The organism is Streptomyces ochraceiscleroticus, from assembly GCF_000720485.1.
In the GTDB taxonomy this organism is placed as follows: Bacteria; Actinomycetota; Actinomycetes; order Streptomycetales; family Streptomycetaceae; genus Streptomyces; species Streptomyces ochraceiscleroticus.
Map to the genome: position 1 here is coordinate 161983 of NZ_JOAX01000021.1, position 22101 is coordinate 184083.

Here is a 22101-nt window from a genome sequence, read left to right on the forward strand (position 1 = left end):
GCCCGTCAGTTCCGTGAGCCGTCAGTTCTGTGAGCTGTCAGTTCCATGAGCCGTCGGCCCACTTCTCGCATTCGGGGCCGACGTTAATCAGCGTGCTTATCGCGGGAATATCGCATTACTTCACAAGCCGCTTCGACAGAATGCGGCCGATCTCCGCGGCCGGCTCCGGGGCCAGCAGTCCTTCGTGGGTCGCGGCGACCTCGCAGCGCTCGAAACCGCCCGCCGTGAACGGCTCCCAGGCCCGCGGGTCCGCCCAGGACCGCACGTTCTCGGTCGCCGCCACCAGCAGGACGTCCTCCTTGAACACACCGAGCTCCACGGGGTGCACCAGCGTCACGTTGTTGATGAGGACATCGAGGACCGTGCCGCGCCGCTCGTCGTCGAGAAGCCGGGACTCACTGTTGCCCCGCCCCATGTACGCGACGACCCGGGCCCGTGTCTCGGCCGGGTCGTCGGGCACGTCGTCCGGGTCGCCGTGCATCCGCGCGTACGCCTGGAACATGTCCGTGAGCACCTGCTCCTTGCTCAGCTCCCCCTTGATGCCGACCTCGACGGGATAGGAGTCGAGCAGCACCAGCAGCTCCACCGACTCGCCCTGCTGCTGGAGTTCGACGGCGAGGGCGTGGGCGAGCACGCCGCCCATGGAGTAGCCGAGCAGCCGGTAGGGCCCGGTCGGCTGGACGGCGCGGATCTGCTCCGCGTAGCCGGTGAGCAGCTCCGGCAGGGACGCGGAGAGCGGGGTGCTGCCGTCCAGGCCCCGGTTCTGGAGTCCGTACAGCGGCTGGTCGGGGTCGAGGGTGGGCAGCAGCGTGGAGTAGCACCAGCCGAGGCCGCCCACCGGGTGCACGCAGAACAGCGGGCGCCGGGCGCCCGTGGTGCGCAGCGGCAGCAGTTCGCCGAAGCCGTCGGTGTGGTCGCCGTCGCCGTAGAGCCGGCGCAGGAGCTGCGCGGGGGTGGGGGCCTCGAAGACCGCCCGGAGCGGCACCTCGACGCCCAGTGCGCGGCTGATGCGCCCCGCGAGCTGGGAGGCGAGCAGGGAGTGCCCGCCGCTCTCGAAGAAGTTGTCGTCGATGCCGACCTGGTCGGCGCCGAGGACCTCGGCGAAGAGCCGGCACAGTACTTCTTCGTGGGCCGAGCGGGGGAGCCGCCCGCCGCCGGTGCCTGCCTCGGGCGCGGGCAGCGCCCGGTGGTCCAGCTTGCCGTTGGGGGTGAGCGGCAGCCGGTCGAGCAGGACGACGGCCGAGGGCACCATGTATTCGGGGAGCTCCTCGGCGAGCTCCGCCCGCAGCCGGCCGGTGTCCAGCTCCGCGCCGCCGTCGGGGTCTGCGGGCACCACGTAGGCCACCAGCCTGCGGTCGCCGGGCCGGTCCTCGCGGACCGTCACCGCCGCCCTGGCCACGTCGGCCCGCCGGCCGAGCACGGCCTCGATCTCGCCGGGCTCGATGCGGAAGCCACGCAGTTTGACCTGGTTGTCGGCGCGCCCGAGGAAGTCCAGGCGCCCGTCCGCGCGCCACCGTCCCAGGTCGCCGGAGCGGTACATCCTGCTGCCCGGCTCGCCGAACGGGTCGGCGACGAAGCGCGCGGCGGTGGCGCCCGGCCGGTGCAGGTAGCCGCGGGCGATGCCGGGGCCCGAGAGGTACAGCTCGCCGGGGACGCCCGGCGGCACCGGCTGCAGCCGCTCGTCCAGCACGTAAACGCGCGCGCCGTTGAGCGGGCGGCCGATGGGCTGCGGGCCGCGCTCCTCCGGGTCGTTGAGGCCGCAGGACACCTCGACCGTCATCTCGGTGGGGCCATAGCCGTTGATCATGCGTCGGCCGGTGGCCCAGCGGTCGATGAGCTGCGGGGTGCATGCCTCGCCGCCGGTGAGGAGGGTGGTCAGGTCGGGCAGGTCGACGGCGGGGACGCTCTCCAGAACGGCCGGCGGGACGTGCGCGTGGGTGATCCGCCGCTCGGCCAGGAAGGCGGCGAGTTCACCGCCGACCGGTGTCTGGTCGGCGATGACCAGGCAGCCGCCGGTGAGCAGTGCCATGCACAGTTCGGAGACCGAGACGTCGAAGCCGGGCGAGACGAACTGCAGTACCCGGCTCCCCTCGCCGGCGCCGTGCACGGCACGGTGGTTGGCGGCGAGCCCGGCCAGGCCGCGGTGGGAGACGACGACGCCCTTGGGGGTGCCGGTGGAGCCCGAGGTATAGATCACGTACGCGGGGTGGCCGGGCAGCAGGGCCGGGATGGGCGGAGTGCTGTCGCGGCGCTGTACTGCCTCGACGGTGGCGGGGTCGTCGAGCACGAGGACGGTGGCGTCTCCCGCGGACAGCCGGCCGGCGAACTCCGCCGTGGTCAGGACGTGGCCGGGCGCGGCGTCGGCGAGCATCAGGTCGAGCCGGCGCCGGGGGTACTCGGGGTCGAGCGGCAGATACGCGGCTCCCGCCTTGGTCACCGCGAGCACGGCGGTGACCATGGCTGCCGACCGGGGCAGCGCGATGGCCACGAGGTGCTCGGGGCCCGCGCCCAGGGCCATGAGGTGGTGCGCCAACTGATTGGCGCGTGCGTCGAGTTCGGCGTAGGTCAGGGTCTCCTCCGCCGATTCCACCGCCGGGGCGTGCGGGGTGCGGGCCGCCTGCCGGCGGAACAGTTCGGGGAGCGTGTCAGGCGCCTCGAGCGCGGCTGGCCCCTGCCAGGTGTCGAGCATCGCGTGGCGCTCGGCGCCGGAGAGCACATCGAGCCTGCTGAGGGGCCGGGCGGGCGCGTCCGCCGCCGAGCCGAGCAGCCGCGCGAAGCGCTCGGCGAAGCTCCGCACGGTGGACCGGTCGAAGAGCGCCTCGGCGTATTCGACCACCCCGCGCAGCCCCGCGGGCCGCCCGTCGGCGTCCTGGGTCTCGGTGAGGGTGAAGCTCAGGTCGAACTTGGCGACGCCGACGCCGAATCCCTCGAACCCGACGGTCAGCTCCGGCAGTTCCAGCGTCGGCCGCGCGTTGTTCTGGAAGGTCAGCATGACCTGGAAGAGCGGATGCGAGGCGGCGGAGCGCACCGGGTTCAGGGCCTCCACCAGCCGCTCGAACGGCACGTCCTGGTGCGCGTAGGCCGCCAGGTCCGCCTCCCGGACCCGGCGCAGCAGGTCCTGGAAGGCGGGGTCGCCCGAGGTGTCGGTGCGCAGCACGAGAGTGTTGACGAAGAAGCCGGCCAGGTCGTCCAGCGCCTGGTCGGTGCGGCCCGCGACGGCGGTGCCGAGCGGAATGTCCTGGCCGGCCCCGAGCCTGGTGAGCAGCGCGGCCAGCCCGGCCTGCAGGACCATGAACAGGGTGCAGTCGGCGGCCTTCGCCAGTTCGGCCAGGCGCTGGTGGGTGGCCGCGTCGAGGGTGAACCCGACGGTGCCGCCGTGGTGGTCGGGGGCCGCGGGGCGCGGGCGGTCGGCGGGCAGGTCGAGCTGTTCGGGCGCCCCGGCCAGCGTCGTACGCCAGAAATCGAGCTGCTTCGCGAGCAGGCTCTCCGAGTCGTCCGCCTCGCCCAGGAGGTCGCGCTGCCAGAGCGTGTAGTCGGCGTACTGGACCGGCAGCGGCGACCACGCGGGCGCATCACCGGCCCGTCGCGCGGCGTATGCCTCGCCCAGGTCGCGGAGCAGCGGTGCGACCGAGCCGCCGTCCCCGGCGATGTGGTGCACCAGGAGCAGCAGGATGTGTTCCTGCTCGGAGAGCCTCAGCAGCGTGGCACGCAGCGGGATCTCCCGCGTCAGGTCGAAGGCGTACCGCGAGGCGTCGAGCAGCAGCCGCTCGCTCGTCCCGCCGCTCGCCTCGATCACCTCCAGCTCGGGGCGGGCCCGGCCGGGGTCGAGGATGTGCTGGTAAGGCACCCCGTCGGCCTCGCGGAAGACGGTGCGCAGGCTTTCGTGGCGGGCGGTCAGGTCGCCCAGCGCGGCGGCCAGCGCGGCCCGGTCAAGCGGCCCGGTGAGCCGCAGCGGCATGGGGATGTTGTAGGTGGCGCTGGGCCCTTCGAGGCGGTGCATGAACCACAGCCGCTGCTGGGCGAAGGAGAGCGGGACGCGCGCGGGGCGCTCGGCGGGGGTCAGCGCGGGCCGGGACTGCCCGCCCTGGCCGAGGCGCCGGGCCAGCGCCGCCACCGTGGGCGCCTCGAACAGGGTACGGATCGGCAGTTCGACGCCGAAGGCGGCGCGGACCCGGCTGAGCAGCTTGATCGCGGACAGCGAGTGGCCGCCCAGCGCGAAGAAGTCGTCGTCCACGCCGACTGTGTCGTGTCCCAGTACGGTGCCGAAGAGACCGCACAGGATCTCCTCGGGCGGGAGAAGGGTTCCGGGGGCGCGGGCGGCCGGGGCCTCTTCGTGCGCCGGGTCCTCTTCGTGCGCCGCCACCGTTTGGTTCACGGTGGCTGGTAGCGCGGCCCGCTGCTCCTCGGTGAGCCGTGGCAGATCGGCCAGCACCCGTCCGGCACCGTCCGCCACCGCCCGCAGCAGCGCTTCGATCCAGGTGACAAGGGCCTGCGCGGCCTGCGTGCTGTACAGATCGGGCCGGTGTTCCAGGCGTATCTGGAGCCGGCTGCCGAGCATGCCCGCGATCAGCCGCAGCGGGTAGTGCGCGGCGTCCTTGCCGGACACCCGCGTGACGCGCAGCCCGCCGAAGCCGGTCTGCGGGGCGCCGCCGCCGGGGTAGTTCTCGACGGTCAGCGCCGTGTCGAAGAGGTCACCGGCGCCGACGAGCCGCTGCAGCTCACCGAGGCGGAGATGCTGGTGGCCGAGGAGCCGGGCCTGCTCGGCCTGCAGCCGGGCGAGATTGTCGGCGAGGGAGGCCCGCGGGTCCAGCCGCACCCGGACCGGGACGGTGTTGATGAACAGGCCCACCATGGACTCGATCCCGGGTATCTCCGGCGGGCGGCCGGACACCACCGACCCGAAGACGACATCGTCCCGCCCGGTCAGTTCCGCGAGGACCAGCGCCCATACGCCCTGCAGCAGGGTGTTGACGGTCAGCCCGTGGGCCCGCGCCCGGCCGGTGAGGGCAGTGGTGAGTTCCTCGGAGAGATCCGTGGTGCGGTACTCGGGCAGGATGGGCGCGCGCTCCGGGTCCGGCGCCGCCACCAGCGTGGGCCCGTCCAGGCCCGCCAGCGCCTCCCGCCATGCCTCCCGCCCGGCGTCCGCGTCCTGCCGGCCCAGCCACTCCAGGTAGGTGCGGTACGGCGTGACGGCGGGCAGTCCCGAGGGGTCGCCGTGGTCCGCGTACAGCGTGAGCAGTTCGCGCTGCAGGATCGGCGCCGACCAGCCGTCGACGACGATGTGGTGGTTGGTCAGGACGAGGCTGTGCCGCCGCTCCCCCAGTCGTACCAACGTGAACCGCAGCAGGGGCGCGGCCGTCGGGTCGAAGCGGCGCTCCCGGTCCTCCGCGAGGAGCGTCTCCAGTGCCTGCTGCCGCTCCGCGGGGTCCAGCGGCGTCAGGTCGGCGTCGGCCCACGGGAGCGGTACCTGCCCGACGATCACCTGGAGGGGCTGCCCGTTCTTGCGCTGCCGGAACGCGGCGCGCAGATTGGCGTGCCGCTGGAGCAGGGCACGGGCGGCCGCCCGCAGCCGTTCGACGTCGAGCTGCCCTTCGAGCTCCATGACGAGCTGGGTGTTGTAGACGTCGGTCCCGTGCGCGTCGGAGAGTGCGTGGAAGAGCAGTCCCTCCTGCAGCGGCGAGAGCGGCAGGACGTCTTCGAGCCTCGAAGCCTTCATACGATGTCCCTCAATTCTGCTTCCAGGTCGTCGATTTCGTCCTGGCTCAGTGCGGCAAGCGTCAGGTCGGACGGCGTGTGGCCACCGGCGTCCGGGGCCGCGGCGTGCTCGGCGAGCGCGCCGAGCATCCGGAACCACGCGGCGGCCAGCGCGGCAATCTCGTCCTCGTCGAACAGGGCGGCCGGCCAGGTCCAGGTCACGGTGAGCTCGGGCCCGTCCGGGCGGTCCTGGGTCATGGCGTTGATCTCCAGGGGGTGGCCGACGGGCATCCCCGGATCGCGGGGCAGCGGCCCCCGTACGCCGGGGACGACCGCCCAGTCGGCGACGTCCTCGGCCCCCGCCGCGAGGAAACGGCCGAGGTAGTTGAAGCCGATCTGCGGCGTCGGGCGGGCGGTGAGCGCGGACTCGCCATCGGGCCGGAGGTGGCGCAGCATTCCGTACCCGATGCCGTTGTCGGGCAGCGCGCGAAGCTGTTCCTTGATCCGCTTGAGCGCGCGTCCCAACGCGGGCCCCGGCGTGCGCAGTTCGTCGTCGGCCAGTGGTCCGGGATCGATGCTGACGGGGTAGAGCGTGGTGAACCAGCCGACGGTACGGGAGAGATCGGCACCCGGCACGATCTCCTCGCGCCCGTGCCCCTCCAGGTCGACGAGCAGGGCGGTGTCCCCATCCCCGAGCCCTGCACCTCCCCGTTCCCGCGACACGGCGCGCCGCCGCTCCAGTACGGCCAGCGCGAGTCCGGTCAGCAGCACGTCGTTCACCCCGGCGTGGAAGGCCGCCGGTGCGATCGTCAGCAGCGCGTGGGTGACCTCGGTGGGGAGGCGCCGGGTGAGCGACCGACACGTACCGGCCGCGTCGCGGGCCCGGTCCCAAGTGGCTCTGGCGGGGAGCGGGTCGGCCGTGCCCGTCATGCCCTCCCACAAGGGAAGTTCGGCCGTACGGTCCGGCCCTGCGGCGTGCTCGGCGAGCAGGCGGCTCCAGCGGCGGAAGGAGGTCGGCACCGGTGCCGGCTCCGCCCGGCCGCCCGCCGCCGTGCCGTGCCAGGCCGCGGCGAGGTCCGGCAGCAGGATCCGCCAGGAGACGCCGTCCACGACGAGGTGGTGCGCGACGATCAGCAGCCGTCCGGGCAGTTCCGGCCCGCGGTCGAACCAGACGCACTGCACCATGACGCCCTCGGCAGGCGCCAGCCTCCCGCGGGCTGCCTCGCCCTCCCGCTCGACCAGTGCGTCCCAGGCCGACGCGTCGAGGCCGGCCGCGTCCACCCTGTGCAGGACGGCTCCGGCGGAGACCGCGCCGCGGGGCGGCACTGTCAGCTCCCAGCCGTCGGCGGCCGGCACGGCACGCATCCTGAGCACGTCGTGGTGATCCAGTACGGCCTGGACGGCGGCTGCCAGCCGGGCCGGGTCGGCACCCCGGGGCACCTGAACGACCATCGACTGGTTGAACCCCTCCCAGGGGCCGTCGAGCTCCCGCAGCCAGTGCATGATGGGCGTCGCCGGAAGACTCCCGGTACCGTCCTGCCGCTCCGTCCCGGTCGTCGGGGCGACCGACGCGGCGACCGTGGCCAGCGCGGCGACGGACTGGTGCGTGAACACGTCGCGGGCGGTGAGGAGCAGGCCCGCCGAGCGCGCCCGGCTCACCAGTTGGATGGCCAGGATGCTGTCGCCGCCGAGCTCGAAGAAGGGCTCGTCCACGCCGACCTGCTCCAGGCCGAGCACCTCGGCGAACAGGCCGCACAGCATCTCCTCCTGGGACGTGCGCGGGGTTCGTCCGGCCGGGCGAGCGGCGGCATCCGGCGCGGGCAGGGCACGCTGATCGAGCTTGCCGTTCGGCGTCACCGGGAGCGCGGCCAGGGGGACGACGGCCGAGGGCACCATGTACGCGGGCAGCCGTTCGGCCGCGTGTGCCCGCAGCGCTGCGGTATCGGCGTCGCCGACGACATACGCCACGACGCGCCGGTCGCCGGGGCGGTCCTCGCGCACCACCACGGCCACCTGCCGGACCCCGGGCCCGGACGCCAACACCGCCTCGATCTCGCCGAGTTCGATACGGAAGCCCCGCACCTTCACCTGGTGATCGGCCCGGCCCACGAACTCCAACTCACCGTGCCGAGTCCAGCGGGCCAGGTCGCCAGTGCGGTACATCCGTGCTCCGGCCGGCCCGAAGGGGTCCGCAACGAACCGGCCCGCGGTCAAGCCCGGACGCCGCAGATAGCCCCGCGCCAGACCGGCCCCTGCCACATACAACTCCCCGGCCACGCCTACTGGTACCGGAGAGAGCCGCTCATCCAGCACATACACCCGCGCGTTGACGATCGGCCGCCCGATCGGCGGCACCATCTCCCCCGCCAACGGCTCGCTCATCGTCGCGCAGACCGTCGTCTCCGTCGGCCCGTACGCATTGACCATCCGGCGCCCGGCCGACCAGCGCCCCACCTGCCCCGGCGGACACGCCTCACCGGCCACCACCAGCGTCATTCCATCCGGCAGCGCACCGTCCGGCAACACTCCCAACGCCGCAGGCGGCAACGTCACATGAGTAACCCCATGCCGCGCCAACACACCGACCAGACCCTCACCCGGCAACAACTCCTCCGACGACGCCAACACCAACCGCGCCCCCGACAACAACGCCATGCACAGCTCGGAGATCACCGCGTCGAAGCTCAGGGAGACGAATTGCAGCACCCGGCTGTCGGGGCGCACGTCGAACCGCTCGATCTGACCGGCGGCGAGGCTTGCGATGCCCGCGTGGGTGACGACCACGCCCTTGGGCCGGCCGGTGGAACCGGACGTATAGATCACATACGCCGGCGAGCCCGGCCGCAGGGGTTCACTCCGCTCCGCGTCAGTGAGGTCGTGGGCGTCGGCAGAGCCGATCCGGGCGGCCGTCCCCGGGTCGTCCAGCAGCAGCACCTCGGCCGTGGCAGGCAGCGCACCGGCCGTCGCCGTATCCGTCAGCACACAGACGGGACGGGCGTCCTCCAGCATGTACGCGATCCGCTCCGCCGGATACTCCGGATCCACCGGCAGATAGGCACCACCCGCCTTCACCACCGCCAGCAGCGTCACCAGCCACTCCACCGACCGCGGCAGCGCCACCGCCACCAGCCGCTCGGGGCCGACACCCGCCGCCACCAGATGCCGCGCAAGCCGGTTCGCCCGCGCGTTCACCTCCGCGTACGACAGCACCGACGCACCGCACTCCACCGCCACCGCATCGGGCGTACGGCTCACCTGCGCCTCGAACAGCTCCGGCAAGGTCCCTGCCGTGACGGCTCGCCCCGTGTCGTTCCACTCGTACAGCAACCGGCTCCGCTCACCCTCGGACAGCACCTCCAGCCGTCCCACGGGGCAGTCGGGGTCGGCCGCTGCCGACTCCAGCAACCGCACCAGACGTGTGACCAGTGCTTCGACCGTGTCGCGGTCGAAGAGGTCGGTGGCATACACGACGCCGCCGGCGATGCCGTCCGGGGCTCCCGTCTCGTCGTGGTGTTCGCGCAGGCTGAAGGCCAGATCGAACTTGGCGGCCGTGGTGTCCGGCACCACCTGCTCGGCCCGCAGGCCGGGGAGATCGACGGTGCCCGCCTCGTGGCTCTGTACGGTCAGCATCACCTGGAACAGCGGGTGGTGGCCGAGCGAACGGACCGGACGGACGATCTCGACGAGGCGCTCGAACGGCACGTCCTGGTGGCCGAACGCCCCGAGGTCCGTCTCCCGCACCCGCTCCAGCAGCTCACGGAAGCCCGGATTACCCGAGGTGTCCGTACGCAGCACCAGCGTGTTCACGAAATACCCGACGAGGTCGTCCAGCGCCTCGTCGGCGCGCCCCGCCACCGCCGTGCCGATCGGGATGTCCGTTCCGGCACCCATACGGGAGAGCAGCGCCGCGAGCCCGGCCTGCAACACCATGAAGGCCGTGGTCCCGGTCTGCCGCGCCAACGCGGTGAGCCGACGGTGGAGGTCGGCAGAGATCCGTACGTCCACGTCGTCACCCCGGTGAGTGGCAACGGCCGGACGCGGACGGTCCAGGGGCAGTTCGGTCAGCTCCGGCAGCCCGGCCAACTGCTCACGCCAGTACCGCGACTGCCGCGAAAGCAGGCTCTCCGGATTCTCCTCGCAACCCAGCACCTCCTGCTGCCACAACGCGAAGTCGGCGTACTGCACGGGCAACGGCTCCCAGATCGGAGCCGCGCCCTTGATGCGTGCCGCATACGCCCGCGACAGCTCCCGCAACAGCGGACCGGTCGAACCACCATCGGCCACTATGTGATGCATCAGGACGAGCAGAACATGCTGCTCAGAGCCGATGCGGAACAGGGTCACCCGCACCGGCATCTCGGTATCGAGAGCGAAGCCGTACTGTGACGCCTCCGCGAGTGACGCCTCCAGCTCCCCCTTCGACACCTCCACCACGACCGGCCGGGGAGCCGCCTTCTCCACTGGAAGGATCCGCTGCCGCGGCACCCCGCCCACCTCCGGAAACACCGTCCGAAGGCTTTCGTGCCGCTCCACCACATCACCCAACGCGGCTTCCAGAGCGGCAACATCCAACGCACCGCTCAACCGCAGAGCCAACGGCACGTTGTATGTAGCGCCGGGGCCCTCCACCTGGTCGAGCACCCACAGCGGCCGCTGGGTGAAGGACAGCGGCACCACGTCGGGCCGTTCTCGCGGGGTGAGAGCGGTACGTGCGCGGTCCGCACCCTCGACGCGTCCGGCCAGAGCCGCGGCAGACGGGGCCTCGAAGAGCGCACGGAGTGGCAGCTCCACTCCGAAGGCGGAGCGGATCCGGCTGATCAGCCGGGTGGCCAGCAGCGAATGCCCACCGAGCTCGAAGAAGCTCTGCTCCGCACCGACCCCCTCCAGCCCCAGCACCTCGGCGAACAGGCCACAGAGAATCTCCTCCTGCGGCGTGCGCGGCGCGCGCCCGGCCGGGCGCGCTGCGGTGTCCGGTGCGGGCAGGGCGCGCTGGTCGAGCTTGCCGTTCGGGGTCAGTGGCAGCTCCTCCAGCACCACGAACGCCGATGGCACCATGTACTCCGGCAGCCGTTCGGCCGCCCGGGCCCGCAGCGCTGCCGTATCCGCGTCACCGACCACGTACGCCACGATGCGCCGGTCGCCGGGGTGGTCCTCCCGCATCACGACCGCGGCCTGCTGGATGCCGGGGTGGGCCCCGAGTACCGCCTCGATCTCTCCCAGCTCGATGCGGAAGCCCCGCACCTTCACCTGGTGATCGGCTCGGCCCACGAACTCCAACTCACCGGACCGGTTCCACCGCACCACATCACCCGTGCGGTACATCCGCGTCCCGGCCGGCCCGAACGGGTCCGCAACGAAGCGGCCCGCGGTCAAGCCCGGACGCCGCAGATACCCACGCGCCAGACCGGCCCCCGCCACATACAGCTCCCCGGCCACGCCTACTGGTACTGGCGAGAGCCGCTCGTCCAGCACATACACCCGGGCGTTGACGATCGGCCGCCCGATCGGCGGCACCATCTCCCCCGCCAACGGCTCGCTCATCGTCGCGCACACCGTCGTCTCCGTCGGCCCATACGCGTTCACCATCCGGCGCCCCGCCGACCACCGCCCCACCTGCCCCGGCGGACACGCCTCACCGGCCACCACCAGCGTCAACCCATCCGGCAGCGCACCGTCCGGCAACACTCCCAACGCCGCAGGCGGCAACGTCACATGAGTAACCCCATGCCGCGCGAGCACGCCCACCAGACCCTCGCCCGGCAACAACTCCTCCGAAGACGCCAACACCAACCGCGCCCCCGACAACAACGCCATACACAGCTCCCAGGAGGCGGCGTCGAAGCTCGGGGAGGCGAACTGCAGCACCCGGCTGTCGGAGGTGATGTCGAAGGACTCGATCTGGGTCAGGGACAGGCTCGCGATGCCCGCGTGCGTGACGACCACGCCCTTGGGGCGGCCGGTGGAACCGGACGTATAGATCACGTACGCCGGTGAGCCCGGCCGCAGCGGCTCCCCGCGCTCCGCATCCGTCAGATCGTGGGCATCGGCAGCATCGACCCGGGCAGCGGTGTCCGGATCGTCCAGCAAGAACAGTTCTGCCGTGGCAGGCAGCGCACCGGCCGTCGCCGCGTCCGTCAGCACACAGACGGGGCGGGCGTCCTCCAGCATGTACGCGATCCGCTCCGCCGGATACTCCGGGTCCACCGGCAGATAGGCACCACCCGCCTTCACCACCGCCAGCAGCGCGGCGACCAGGTCGACCGAGCGGGGCAGCGCCACCGCGGCATACCGCTCCGGACCCACGCCCCGCTCGACGAGCCGGCGGGCGAGCCGGTTGGCGCGCTGGTTCAACTCGCGGTAGGTGAGGGCGGTTTCACCGTGTTCGACGGCGACCGCGTCGGGGGTGCGCCTTACCTGTTCCTCGAAGAGCCGCGAAAGGGTCGCGTCGGTCACCGGGCGCGCGGTGTCGTTCCACTGGTCCAGCAGGCGGGTGCGCTCGACCGGGTCGAGGACATTGAGGTCACCGGTGACGCAGCCGGAGTCGGCCGCTGCGCGCTCCAGCAGTCGTACCAGGCGGGCGGCCAGGTCCTTGGCCGTCGCCTCCTCGAAGAGGTCGGTGGCGTAGACGAGGCCGCCGGTGATGCCGTCGGGGGTGCCGTCGGCCGCGTGGTGCTCGTGCAGGCTGAAGGTGAGGTCGAACTTCGCCGTTCCGGCGCTGAGGTCCTCGACCTCGGTGGTCAGTCCGGGCAGCGCCGGGGCGGCGCCGGCGTTGTTCTGCAGGACGAGCATCACCTGGAACAACGGGCTGTAGGCCAGCGAGCGGCTCGGGTTGACGACCTCCACCAGCCGTTCGAAGGGCACGTCCTGGTGGGCGAACGCCGCGAGGTCCGTCTCCCGCACCCGCTCCAGGAGCTCACGGAAGCTCGGATCACCCGAGGTGTCCGTACGCAGCACCAGCGTGTTCACGAAGAACCCGACAAGGTCCTCCAGGTCCTCGTCCTGGCGCCCGGCCACCGCCGTGCCGATCGGGATGTCCGTTCCGGCACCCATGCGGGAGAGCAGCGCCGCGAGCCCGGCCTGCAACACCATGTACATGGTGGCGTTGGCACTGCGGGCGAGCTCGGCGAGAGCGCGGTGTGTCCCGGCGCCGAGCCGCACGTCGACCGAGCGTCCCCGGTGGGTGGCGACGGCCGGACGCGGGCGGTCCAGAGGTAGTTCGGTCAGCTCGGGCAGCCCGGCCAACTGCTCACGCCAGTAACGCGACTGCCGCGACAGCAAGCTCTCCGGATCGTCCTCGGAACCCAGCACCTCCTGCTGCCACAATGCGAAATCCGCGTACTGCACCGGCAACGGCTCCCACTCCGGAGCCTCGCCCTTGATGCGTGCCGCGTACGCCCGCGACAGATCCCGCAGCAACGGGCCGATGGACCAGCCGTCGGCGACGACGTGATGCATCAGCACGAGCAGAACGTGCTGCTCAGGGCCCGCGCGGAACAGTGTCACGCGTACCGGTACCTCGGTATCGAGAGCGAAGCCGTGCTGCGCTGCCTCCGCCAGCGACGACTCCAGCTCCCCCTCCGGCACCTCCACCACCACCGGCCGCACAGCCGCCTCCGCCACCGGAAGGATCCGCTGCCGCGGCACCCCCTCCACCTCCGGAAACACGGTCCGAAGGCTCTCGTGCCGACCCACCACATCACCCAACGCCGCCTCCAGAGCGGCAACATCCAACGCACCGCTCAACCGCAAAGCCAACGGCACGTTGTACGTGGCGCCGGGGCCGTTCAGGCGGTACAGGAACCACAGCCGCTGCTGGGTGTAAGAAAGCGGAATCACGATGTCTCCTCAGTCCTCTTCCTCGGCCGCAGCTTTGGCCGTGCCGGCGCGGCGTCCGCGAGCCGGCCCACCAGGGTTTCCACGGTTGGGTTTTCGAACAGCGTGCGGAGGGCGACCTCGGCGCCGAAGGCGGAGCGGATCCGGCTGATCAGCCGGGTGGCCAGCAGCGAATGCCCACCGAGCTCGAAGAAGCTCTGATCGGCACCGACTTCGGCCACTCCCAGCACCTCGGCGAACAGACCGCAGAGAATCTCCTCCTGCGGGGTGCGCGGGGCCCGTCCGGCGCTCTCCCACGCCGGCGCCGGCAGCGCCTTGTGGTCGAGCTTGCCGTTCGGCGTCAGCGGCAGCCCCTCCAGTACCACGAACGCCGACGGCACCATGTACTCCGGCAGCCGTTCGGCCGCCCGGGCCCGCAACGCAGCGACATCCGCGTCACCGACCACGTACGCCACTACGCGCCGGTCGCCGGGGCGGTCCTCGCGCACGACCACGGCCACCTGCCGGACGCCCGGGCCGGACGCCAACACCGCCTCGACCTCTCCCAGTTCAATCCGGAACCCCCGCACCTTCACCTGGTCATCGGCCCGGCCCACGAACTCCAACGCACCCGACCGGTTCCACCGCACCACATCACCCGTGCGATACATCCGCGTCCCCGCCGGCCCGAACGGATCCGCAACGAACCGGCCCGCGGTCAGGCCCGGACGCCGCAGATAGCCACGCGCCAGACCGGCCCCCGCCACATACAACTCCCCCGCCACACCCACCGGCACCGGAGACAACCGCTCGTCCAGTACGTAGGCGGTGGTGTTGGCCATCGGGCCGCCGATGGGCGGCACACCGGGATAGTCGTAAGGGGTGCGGACCGGGTGGCAGGTGGCGAAGGTCGTGGTCTCGGTGGGGCCGTACACATGGATGACGGTGGTACCGGGGCACCGCTCGGCCACCCTGCGCAGGGCAGCGGGCGAGCCCGCCTCGCCACCGGTCCACACCTCGCGGAGGGCGGCCAGCGGGTCGCCGTCCTCCTCGGCGAGCAGGTTGAACAGGGCCGTGGTGAAGAAGGCCGCGGTGAGGCCGGCCCCGGCGAGCAGCCCGCGCAGCGCGGGCACATCCAGCTCTCCGGGCGGCGCGAGGACGACCTCGCCGCCCGACAGCAGCGGCACCCACAGCTCGTACGTCGAGGCGTCGAAGGCCAGCGGGGAGTGGAGCAGGACCCGGCGGTGCGCGCCGCCCGCGAAGACCGGGTCCGCCGCGAGGGCCGCGACGCCGCCGTGGGTCGCGGCCACGCCCTTGGGGACTCCGGTGGAGCCGGAGGTGAACATGGCGTAGGCGAGCTGTCCGGGAGGGACGGCCAGACCCGGGTCGTGGTCCGGGCCGTCACTCGCGTCGACGCCCTCCTCGGCGCCCTCATCGGCAGTGAGTACGGTCATTCCCTCCGGGAACAGCCGTGCCCGGTCGCGGGCGGTGCCGTCGACGACGGCGTGGGCGGCCCCGCTCTGTTCGAGGATCATCCGGAGGCGCGAGACCGGGTGGCAGGGGTCGAGCGGGACGTACATCCCGCCTGCCTTGAGCACACCGAGGATGGCGACCACGGCGTCGAACGACCGCTCCTGGAGCAGCGCCACCGGGGTCTCGGGGCCGACGCCCTCGGCGATGAGCCGGTGGGCGAGCCGGTTGGCCTGCCGGTCGAGCTCCCCGTAGCTGAGCGTCCGGTCGCCGCTGCGCAGCGCGGGCGCGTCCGGGGTGCGGGCGGCCCGGTCCCGGAAGAGGTCGGTGAGGGAGCCGTGCGGAAGGGGTGCCCGGGTGTCGTTCCACTCATGCAGGAGGGTGCGGCGCTCGTCGTCGGGCAGTACGGGCAGGTCGGCGAGGGGCCGGTCGGGGGCGGCGACCGCCGCATCGAGGATCCGGACCAGCCGGTCGGCGAGGCTCTGGGCCGTCTCGCGGTCGAAGAGGTCGACGGCGTAGCCGAGGCTGCCGGCGATGCCGTCCTCGCCCTCCGTCACGCTGACGGTGAGGTCGAACTTGGCCGCTCCGGCGCTGAGGTCCTCGGCCTCGGTGACCAGCCCCGGCAGGGCGGGTCCGGCCGTGCCGTCCTGGAGTACCAGCATCACCTGGAAGAGGGGGTGGTGCGCGAGCGACCGGACCGGGTTGAGCACCTCGACGAGGCGCTCAAAGGGCACATCCTGGTGGGCGTACGCCTCCAGGTCCGTGGCGCGGACCCGCTCCAGCAGCTCGCGGAAGCCCGGGTTGCCGGAGGTGTCGGTGCGCAGCACCAGCGTGTTGACGAAGAATCCGACGAGGTCGTCCAGCGCCTCGTCCTGGCGCCCGGCCACCGCCGTGCCGATCGGGATGTCGGTTCCTGCGCCCATGCCGGAGAGCAGCGCCGCGAGCCCGGCCTGCAGGACCATGAAGACGGTGGTGCCGGTCTCGCGGGTCAGTGCGGTGATCGCGCGGTGGGTGTCCTGGCCGAGGTCGAAGAAGATCCGCTCGCCGCGGTGGGAGGCGGCGGCCGGGCGGGGGCGGTCGAGCGGCAGCTCGGTGACCTCCGCCAGTCCGGCGAGGCGTTCGGTCCAGTACGCGGTCTGCCGGGCGAGCAGCCCGTCGGGGTCGTCGGGGGTGCCGAGCAGCTGCCGCTGCCAGAGCGTGTAGTCGGCGTACTGCACCGGCAACGGCTCCCATTCCGGGGCCGCGCCCTTGATACGTGCCGCATACGCCCGCGACAGATCCCGCAACAGCGGGCCCGTCGACCAGCCGTCGGCCACGATGTGGTGCATCAGTACCAGCAGTACGTGCTGCTCAGGGCCGGTACGGAACAGTGTCACCCGCACCGGCACCTCGGTGTCGAGAGCGAAGCCGTGCCGCGCCGCCTCCGCCAGCGAGGTATCCAACTCGCTCTCCGACAGCTCTACCACCACCAGCCGCGGGGCACCCGTCGTGATCTGCTGCCGCGGCACCCCCTCCACCTCCGGAAACACCGTCCGAAGGCTCTCGTGCCGCTCCACCACATCGCCCAACGCCGCCTCCAGAGCGGCCACATCCAACGCACCGCTCGACCGCAGAGCCAACGGGATGTTGTAGGTGGCAGTGGGGCCCTCCAGGCGGCTCAGGAACCACAGTCGCTGCTGGGCGTGCGAGAGCGGGAGGAGGCCGGGGCGCGGCTGCGGTTCCAGCCGCGGCCGCGCCGCAGCACTGCCCTGCTGACCGTCCGTTGCGCGCTCCCGCTCCGCGCTGTCGAGGTGCGCGGCCATGCCCGCCACCGTCGGCGCCTCGAAGAGCGCGCGGAGGGAGAGGTCCACGTCGAAGGCGGCGCGGATCCGGCTGATCAGCCGGGTGGCGAGCAGCGAATGCCCGCCCAGGTCGAAGAAGTTGGCGTCCGTGCCGATCCGGCCGAGGCCGAGTACATCGGCGAACAGCCCGCACAGGATTTCCTCGCGCGGGGTCCTGGGCGCCGGGCCCGCCATGGCCGGCTCGGCCCCCGGAGCCGGCAGTGCCGCGCGGTCCAGCTTCCGGTTGGCGGTCAGCGGGAATTCGGGCAGCAGCACCACGGCTGCCGGAACCATGTAGTCGGGCAGCCGCTCGGCGGCGTAGGAGCGTACGGCGTCCGGGGTGAGGGCGGGGGACGCGGGGACGGCGTAGGCGACGATGCGCTTGTCGCCCGGCTGATCCTCGCGCACCACGACCGCTGCCTGCTGGATGTCGGGATGGGCTCCGAGTACCGACTCGATCTCGCCCAGTTCGATGCGGAAGCCCCGCACCTTCACCTGGTGGTCCACCCTGCTGATGAATTCCAGCAGCCCCGAGCGGTTCCAGCGGGCCAGGTCGCCCGAGCGGTACATCCGCGCCCCGGGCGGTCCGAACGGGTCCGCCACGAAGCGGGCCGCGGTCAGCTCCGGGCGGCCGTGGTAGCCGCGGGTGACCAGGTCGCCCGCGATGTAGAGCTCGCCGGGGACCCCGGCGGGCACTGGCTGCAGCCGGGCGTCGAGTACGTACATCCGGGTGTTCCAGACGGGCCGGCCGATGGTGATCACACCGGCCGGTACGGTGTCGCCCGGGGCGATGCGGTACTCGGTGCAGCCGACCGTGGTCTCCGTCGGGCCGTATTCGTTGATCACGGTGGCACCGGGGTGCCGGGCCCGCCACTCGTCGAGCACCTCACCCATCAACGACTCGCCGCCGAGGACGAGTTGGCCGGACGGCGAGAAGTTCTCGTGGAGTTCGATGAGCAGCGGCAGGTGGCTGGGGGTGGCCTTGACGAAGGCCGGCCGGGCGCCGTCGGGGATGGCGTCGGCCGGGGTGTTGCCGTCCAGCTCCACCAGCCGGACGGTGCCGCCCGAGATGAGCGGGGCGAAGAGGCCGGTCACTGTCAGGTCGAAGGAGACCGGGGAATGCACCAGGGCGCGCCCGGACACACTGTCGTAGGCATGGCAGGCCCAGGCGAGGTAGCTGACCAGCGAGCGGTGTTCGACCATGACGCCCTTGGGGCGGCCGGTGGAGCCCGAGGTAAAGATCGCGAATGCGGCGTGTGCGGGGGTCAGCGGCGCCGTCCGGTCGGCATCGGTGAGGTTCCCCGCGTCGAGGTCCGTCAGGCTCTTCGCCGTCTCCGGGTCGTCGAGCACCATCCGGGGTGCCGAGGCGGGCAGTTCACCGGCGAGTGCCGAGGTGGTGACGACGGCGACCGGCGCGATGTCGCCGAGCATGAAGGCAATGCGTTCGGCGGGGTACGACAGGTCGAGGGGCAGATAGGCGCCGCCCGCCTTGCCCACCGCGAGCAGCGTGGCGACCAGGTCGACCGAGCGGGGCAGGGCGACCGCGGCGTACCGCTCGGGGCCGACTCCGTAGGTGACGAGGGACCGGGCGATGCGGTTGGCGCGCTCGTTGAGCTCCTGGTACGTCAGGGTGGTGCCATCGTGCTCCACGGCGATGGCGTCCGGCGTGCGGTGTGCCTGGGCTTCGAACAGTGCGGGCAGTGTGGTCTGGGGCACCGGGTGCGCGGTGTCGTTCCACTCGTGCAGCAGCCGGGTGCGCTCGGCCGGGTCGAGGATGTCCAGACCGCTGAGGGCCCGGTCGGGGTCGGCGGTGGCGGACTCCAGCAGCCGTACGAGGCGGTCGGCCAGCGCCCGGGCGCTCTCGGGGTGGAAGAGGTCGGTCGCGTACTCCAGGGTGCCGTCGAGGCCGGCGGGCGCGCCGTCGGGGCCGGTCCGCTCCTGGAAGACGAACGACAGGTCGACCTTGGCGGATTCCTTGTCGACGGTGCTGACCTCGGCCGTCAGGCCCAGCAGCCGGAAGTCGGCGCGGTCGCTGCCCTGGAAGGTCAGCATGGTCTGGAACAACGGGTGGTAGGCCAGCGAGCGGCCGGGGTTGAGGTGCTCCACCAGACGGTCGAGGGGGACGTCCTGGTGGGCGAAGTCGCCGAGGTCGTCGCGGCGCACCCGGCCGAGCAGTTCCCGGAAGGTGGGGTCCCCCGAGGTGTCCGTGCGCAGGCACAGGGTGTTGGCAAAACAGCCGATGAGGTCGTCCAGCGCCTCGTCCCCGCGGCCGGTCACCGCGGTGCCGATGGGGATGTCGGTGCCCGCGCCGAGGCGGGTGAACAGGGCGGCCATGCCCGCCTGGACGGCCATGAAGACGGTGGTGCCCATGCGGCGCGCGAGTGCGGTGACCCGCTGGTGCAGCGCGTCGTCGAGGGTGAAGCGGACCAGTCCGCCACGGCCGGCGGCGACGGCGGGCCGGGGCCGGTCCGTAGGCAGTTCGAGCACCTCGGGAAGACCGGCCAGCCGCCGCTCCCAGTAACGGAGCCCGTCGTCCGGTGTCTCCTGGACACTGTGGGTGTTCCCCGGCTCCGCGTCCGGTGTCTCGTGGCCGTCGTCCGTGTCCCCCGGAACCGCCTCCGGGGTGGCCAGTTGCCACAGGGTGTAGTCGGCGTACTGGACGGGCAGCGGCCGCCAGTCGGGCGCTGCGCCGCCGAGGCGTGCGGCGTAGGCCGCCGACAGGTCACGGCTGAGCGGGCCGAGCGAGCCGCCGTCGGTCGCGATGTGATGCAGCAGCAGAAGCAGTACGTGGCGGTCCTCGCCGACCCTGAAGAGCACGGCCCGCAGCGGCGCTTCGGCGGCGAGGTCGAACCGGTACTGGGCGACCCTGGTCACCTCACCGTCGAGCCCGCTCTCCGCAACGGACACGACCGGGACCTCGGGCCGCACCTCGTGGGCGGGCAACACCTGCTGGTACGGCTCGCCATCGGCCTGGCGATAGACGGTGCGCAGCACTTCGTGACGGTCGGTCAGGTCGGCGAGGGCGGCGCGCAGGGCCGCCCTGTCGAGGGGGCCGGAGAGGCGGAGGGTGAGCGCGACGTTGTACGAGGTACCGGTCTCCTCCAGCTCATGGAGGAACCACAGCCGGCGCTGGGCGGCGGACAGCGGCAGGCGCTCCGGGCGCCGGGCGGGGGCGAGCCGGGGGCGGCCGGCACCGGCGTCGTCGAGGCGGGCGGCCAGCGCGGCGGGGGTGGGGGCGTCGAAGACCGCGTTGACCGGGATGCTCACGCCCAGCAGCCGGCGGATGCGGTTGATCAGACGGGTGGCCTTCAGCGAGTGGCCGCCGAGCGCGAAGAAGTCGTCGTCGGCGTGGACCCGGTCAGCCCCGAGCACCTCGGCGAACAGCCCGCACAGGATCTCCTCGCGCGCGGTCCTGGGCGCCTGTCCCGCGGCGGCCGGACCGTTGGCCGCGGAACCGGCCGCGGAGTCGGTCTGGGAATCGGCCTCGGAATCGGTCCCGGCGGCAAGGGCGGCTCTGTCGATCTTGCCATTGGGGGTCAGCGGAAGCGCGGCGGCGAGCGCGATCCTGGCCGGTACCGCATGTGCGGGGAGCCGTGCCGCGACGAAGTCCCGTACGTCGCCGGCCTGCGGGGCGGCTCCCGGGGCCGCGACCACATGGCCGGTCAGGACCTCGTCGCGGCAGACGACCGCGGCCTGGACAATGCCCGGGAAGTCCCGCAGCGCGGCCTCGACCTCCGCGGGCTCCACCCGGAAGCCGCGAACGGTGAGCTGGTCGTCCAGGCGCCCGAGGTACTCCAGGGTGCCGTCGGAACGGGGGCGTACGTGGTCGCCGGTGCGGTAGGCACGCACGGCGTCCCGGCCTTCGGGGGCCGCGCTTCCGGAGTCGAAGCCGGACTCGTGCTGGTCGAGGTAGTGGGTGAGGTAGCGGCTCCGTACCACCAGTTCGCCGTCCGCGGCGGCCTCGCCGGCCGGGGTGAGGGTGCCGTCCGGGGCGCGCACCAGCAGTTCGACGCCGTCGATGCCCGGACCGATCGGCACGGCGGCGCCCCGCGGTGCGCATGGCCGGTGGCCGTCCGGATCCCGCGGCGCGAACGGCCGGTGGCCGTCGGGGTCCCGGGCGGTCAGGACCGAGACGGCCTGGGGGGTCTCGGTGGTGCCGTACATGTTGAGCACCCGGCTCTGCGGGGCCGCGGCCGCCCAGGAGTCGACGAGGCGCCAGGTCGCCGCCTCGCCACCGAAGCCGGTCAGCCGCAGCGCGGGCCAGCCGCCCGCGGGGGCGCTGTCGGCCAGCGCGTCCGCGAGGCCCGGGGTGAGGTGGGCGACGGTGACGGACTCGTCGGCGAGCCACTGTGCCACCTTCGTGGCCTCCCGTACCTCCGCGTCGGGGAAGCAGGCTGTGCCACCGGCCCACAGGGGGGTGAACAGGTCGCGCAGCAAGGGGTCGTGGCCGAGCCCTGACAGGACGGCGAAGCGGTCGTCGGGACCGAGGCCGAAGGCCGTGGCGTACCAGTCGAGGAAGTGCTCGACCGGTTCCCAGGTACCCCGGACCGCGCGGGGGCGCCCGGTGGTGCCCGAGGTGAAGACCAGGTAGGCGGTGCGCGCGGGGTCCTGAACGTCCGCCGGTTCCGCCGTACTCCGGCTCGTACCGCGCGCCTCCCGCGCCTCGTGCGCACACGCGTCCAGCACCGGACCGTCGACCAGTCCTGCCGGGGGCCCGGCGGGGTCGCAGGAGATCCAGGCCGACGGCCGGGCCTGCGCCACGTACTGCCGGAGCCGCTCCGCCGGGTATGCCGCGTCCAGCACGGTGAAGGCCGCGCCCGCCTTCGCCACCGCGGTCAGCGCCAGAGCCAGTGCGGGGGTGCGCTGCGCGTACACGGCCACCGTGCTGCCGGCGGTCACTCCCAGCCCGCGCAGCCGTCCGGCCAGCCGGTCCGTCTCCGCCGCGAACTCCCGGTAGGTCCAGCGGACTCCGGAACCGGTGACCGCGATGCGGTCCGGCGTGCGGACGGCATGTCCTGCCAGGCGCTCCAGCAGACCGGCCCGCACCGTCCTTCCCTCCGAACCCTCCGAACGCTCCGAAGGTGAGAAGTTCCGCACCGCCATACCTGCCATGGATCCGACTCCTCGATTCGCCTTCCGGCGGTCCGCTCGCCGCTGGCATTGGTCCTGAACCAACACCTGGACAAGCAAGGTATGGAGCGGCCATTTCGGAGCTGTATTGAAGTCCTTTCGGTGTTTACGGCGGGCTGCCGGCAACGGCAATAAGTCACCGATAAGCGGGCCTTGTAATGTCCGGGCGCCGGGT

General features: G+C 72.5%; 2 protein-coding genes and 3 pseudogenes. All 5 read right to left on the minus strand.

All coding sequences use genetic code 11. The features are described from left to right. Positions 1-115: 115 nt before the first annotated feature. On the minus strand, positions 116-847 hold the full coding sequence (locus IG84_RS42980) for a thioesterase domain-containing protein (RefSeq protein ID WP_425424064.1): 732 nt from the start codon (positions 845-847) through the stop codon (positions 116-118). Between the two features lie 81 nt (positions 848-928). Next, positions 929-4288 (minus strand): annotated as a pseudogene (locus tag IG84_RS42985) (non-ribosomal peptide synthetase); the annotation flags it as partial. A gap of 156 nt (positions 4289-4444) precedes the next feature. Further along, positions 4445-5716: pseudogene (locus tag IG84_RS42990) on the minus strand (condensation domain-containing protein); the annotation flags it as partial. After that, a complete protein-coding gene (locus tag IG84_RS0125295; protein ID WP_031061687.1) occupies positions 5713-13530 on the minus strand; it encodes a non-ribosomal peptide synthetase in 7818 nt (2605 codons plus the stop codon). The pseudogene IG84_RS42990 and the gene IG84_RS0125295, both read right to left, overlap by 4 nt. Positions 13531-13577: 47 nt before the next feature. Next, positions 13578-21908: pseudogene (locus IG84_RS0125300) on the minus strand (amino acid adenylation domain-containing protein); the annotation flags it as partial. Positions 21909-22101 lie beyond the last annotated feature (193 nt).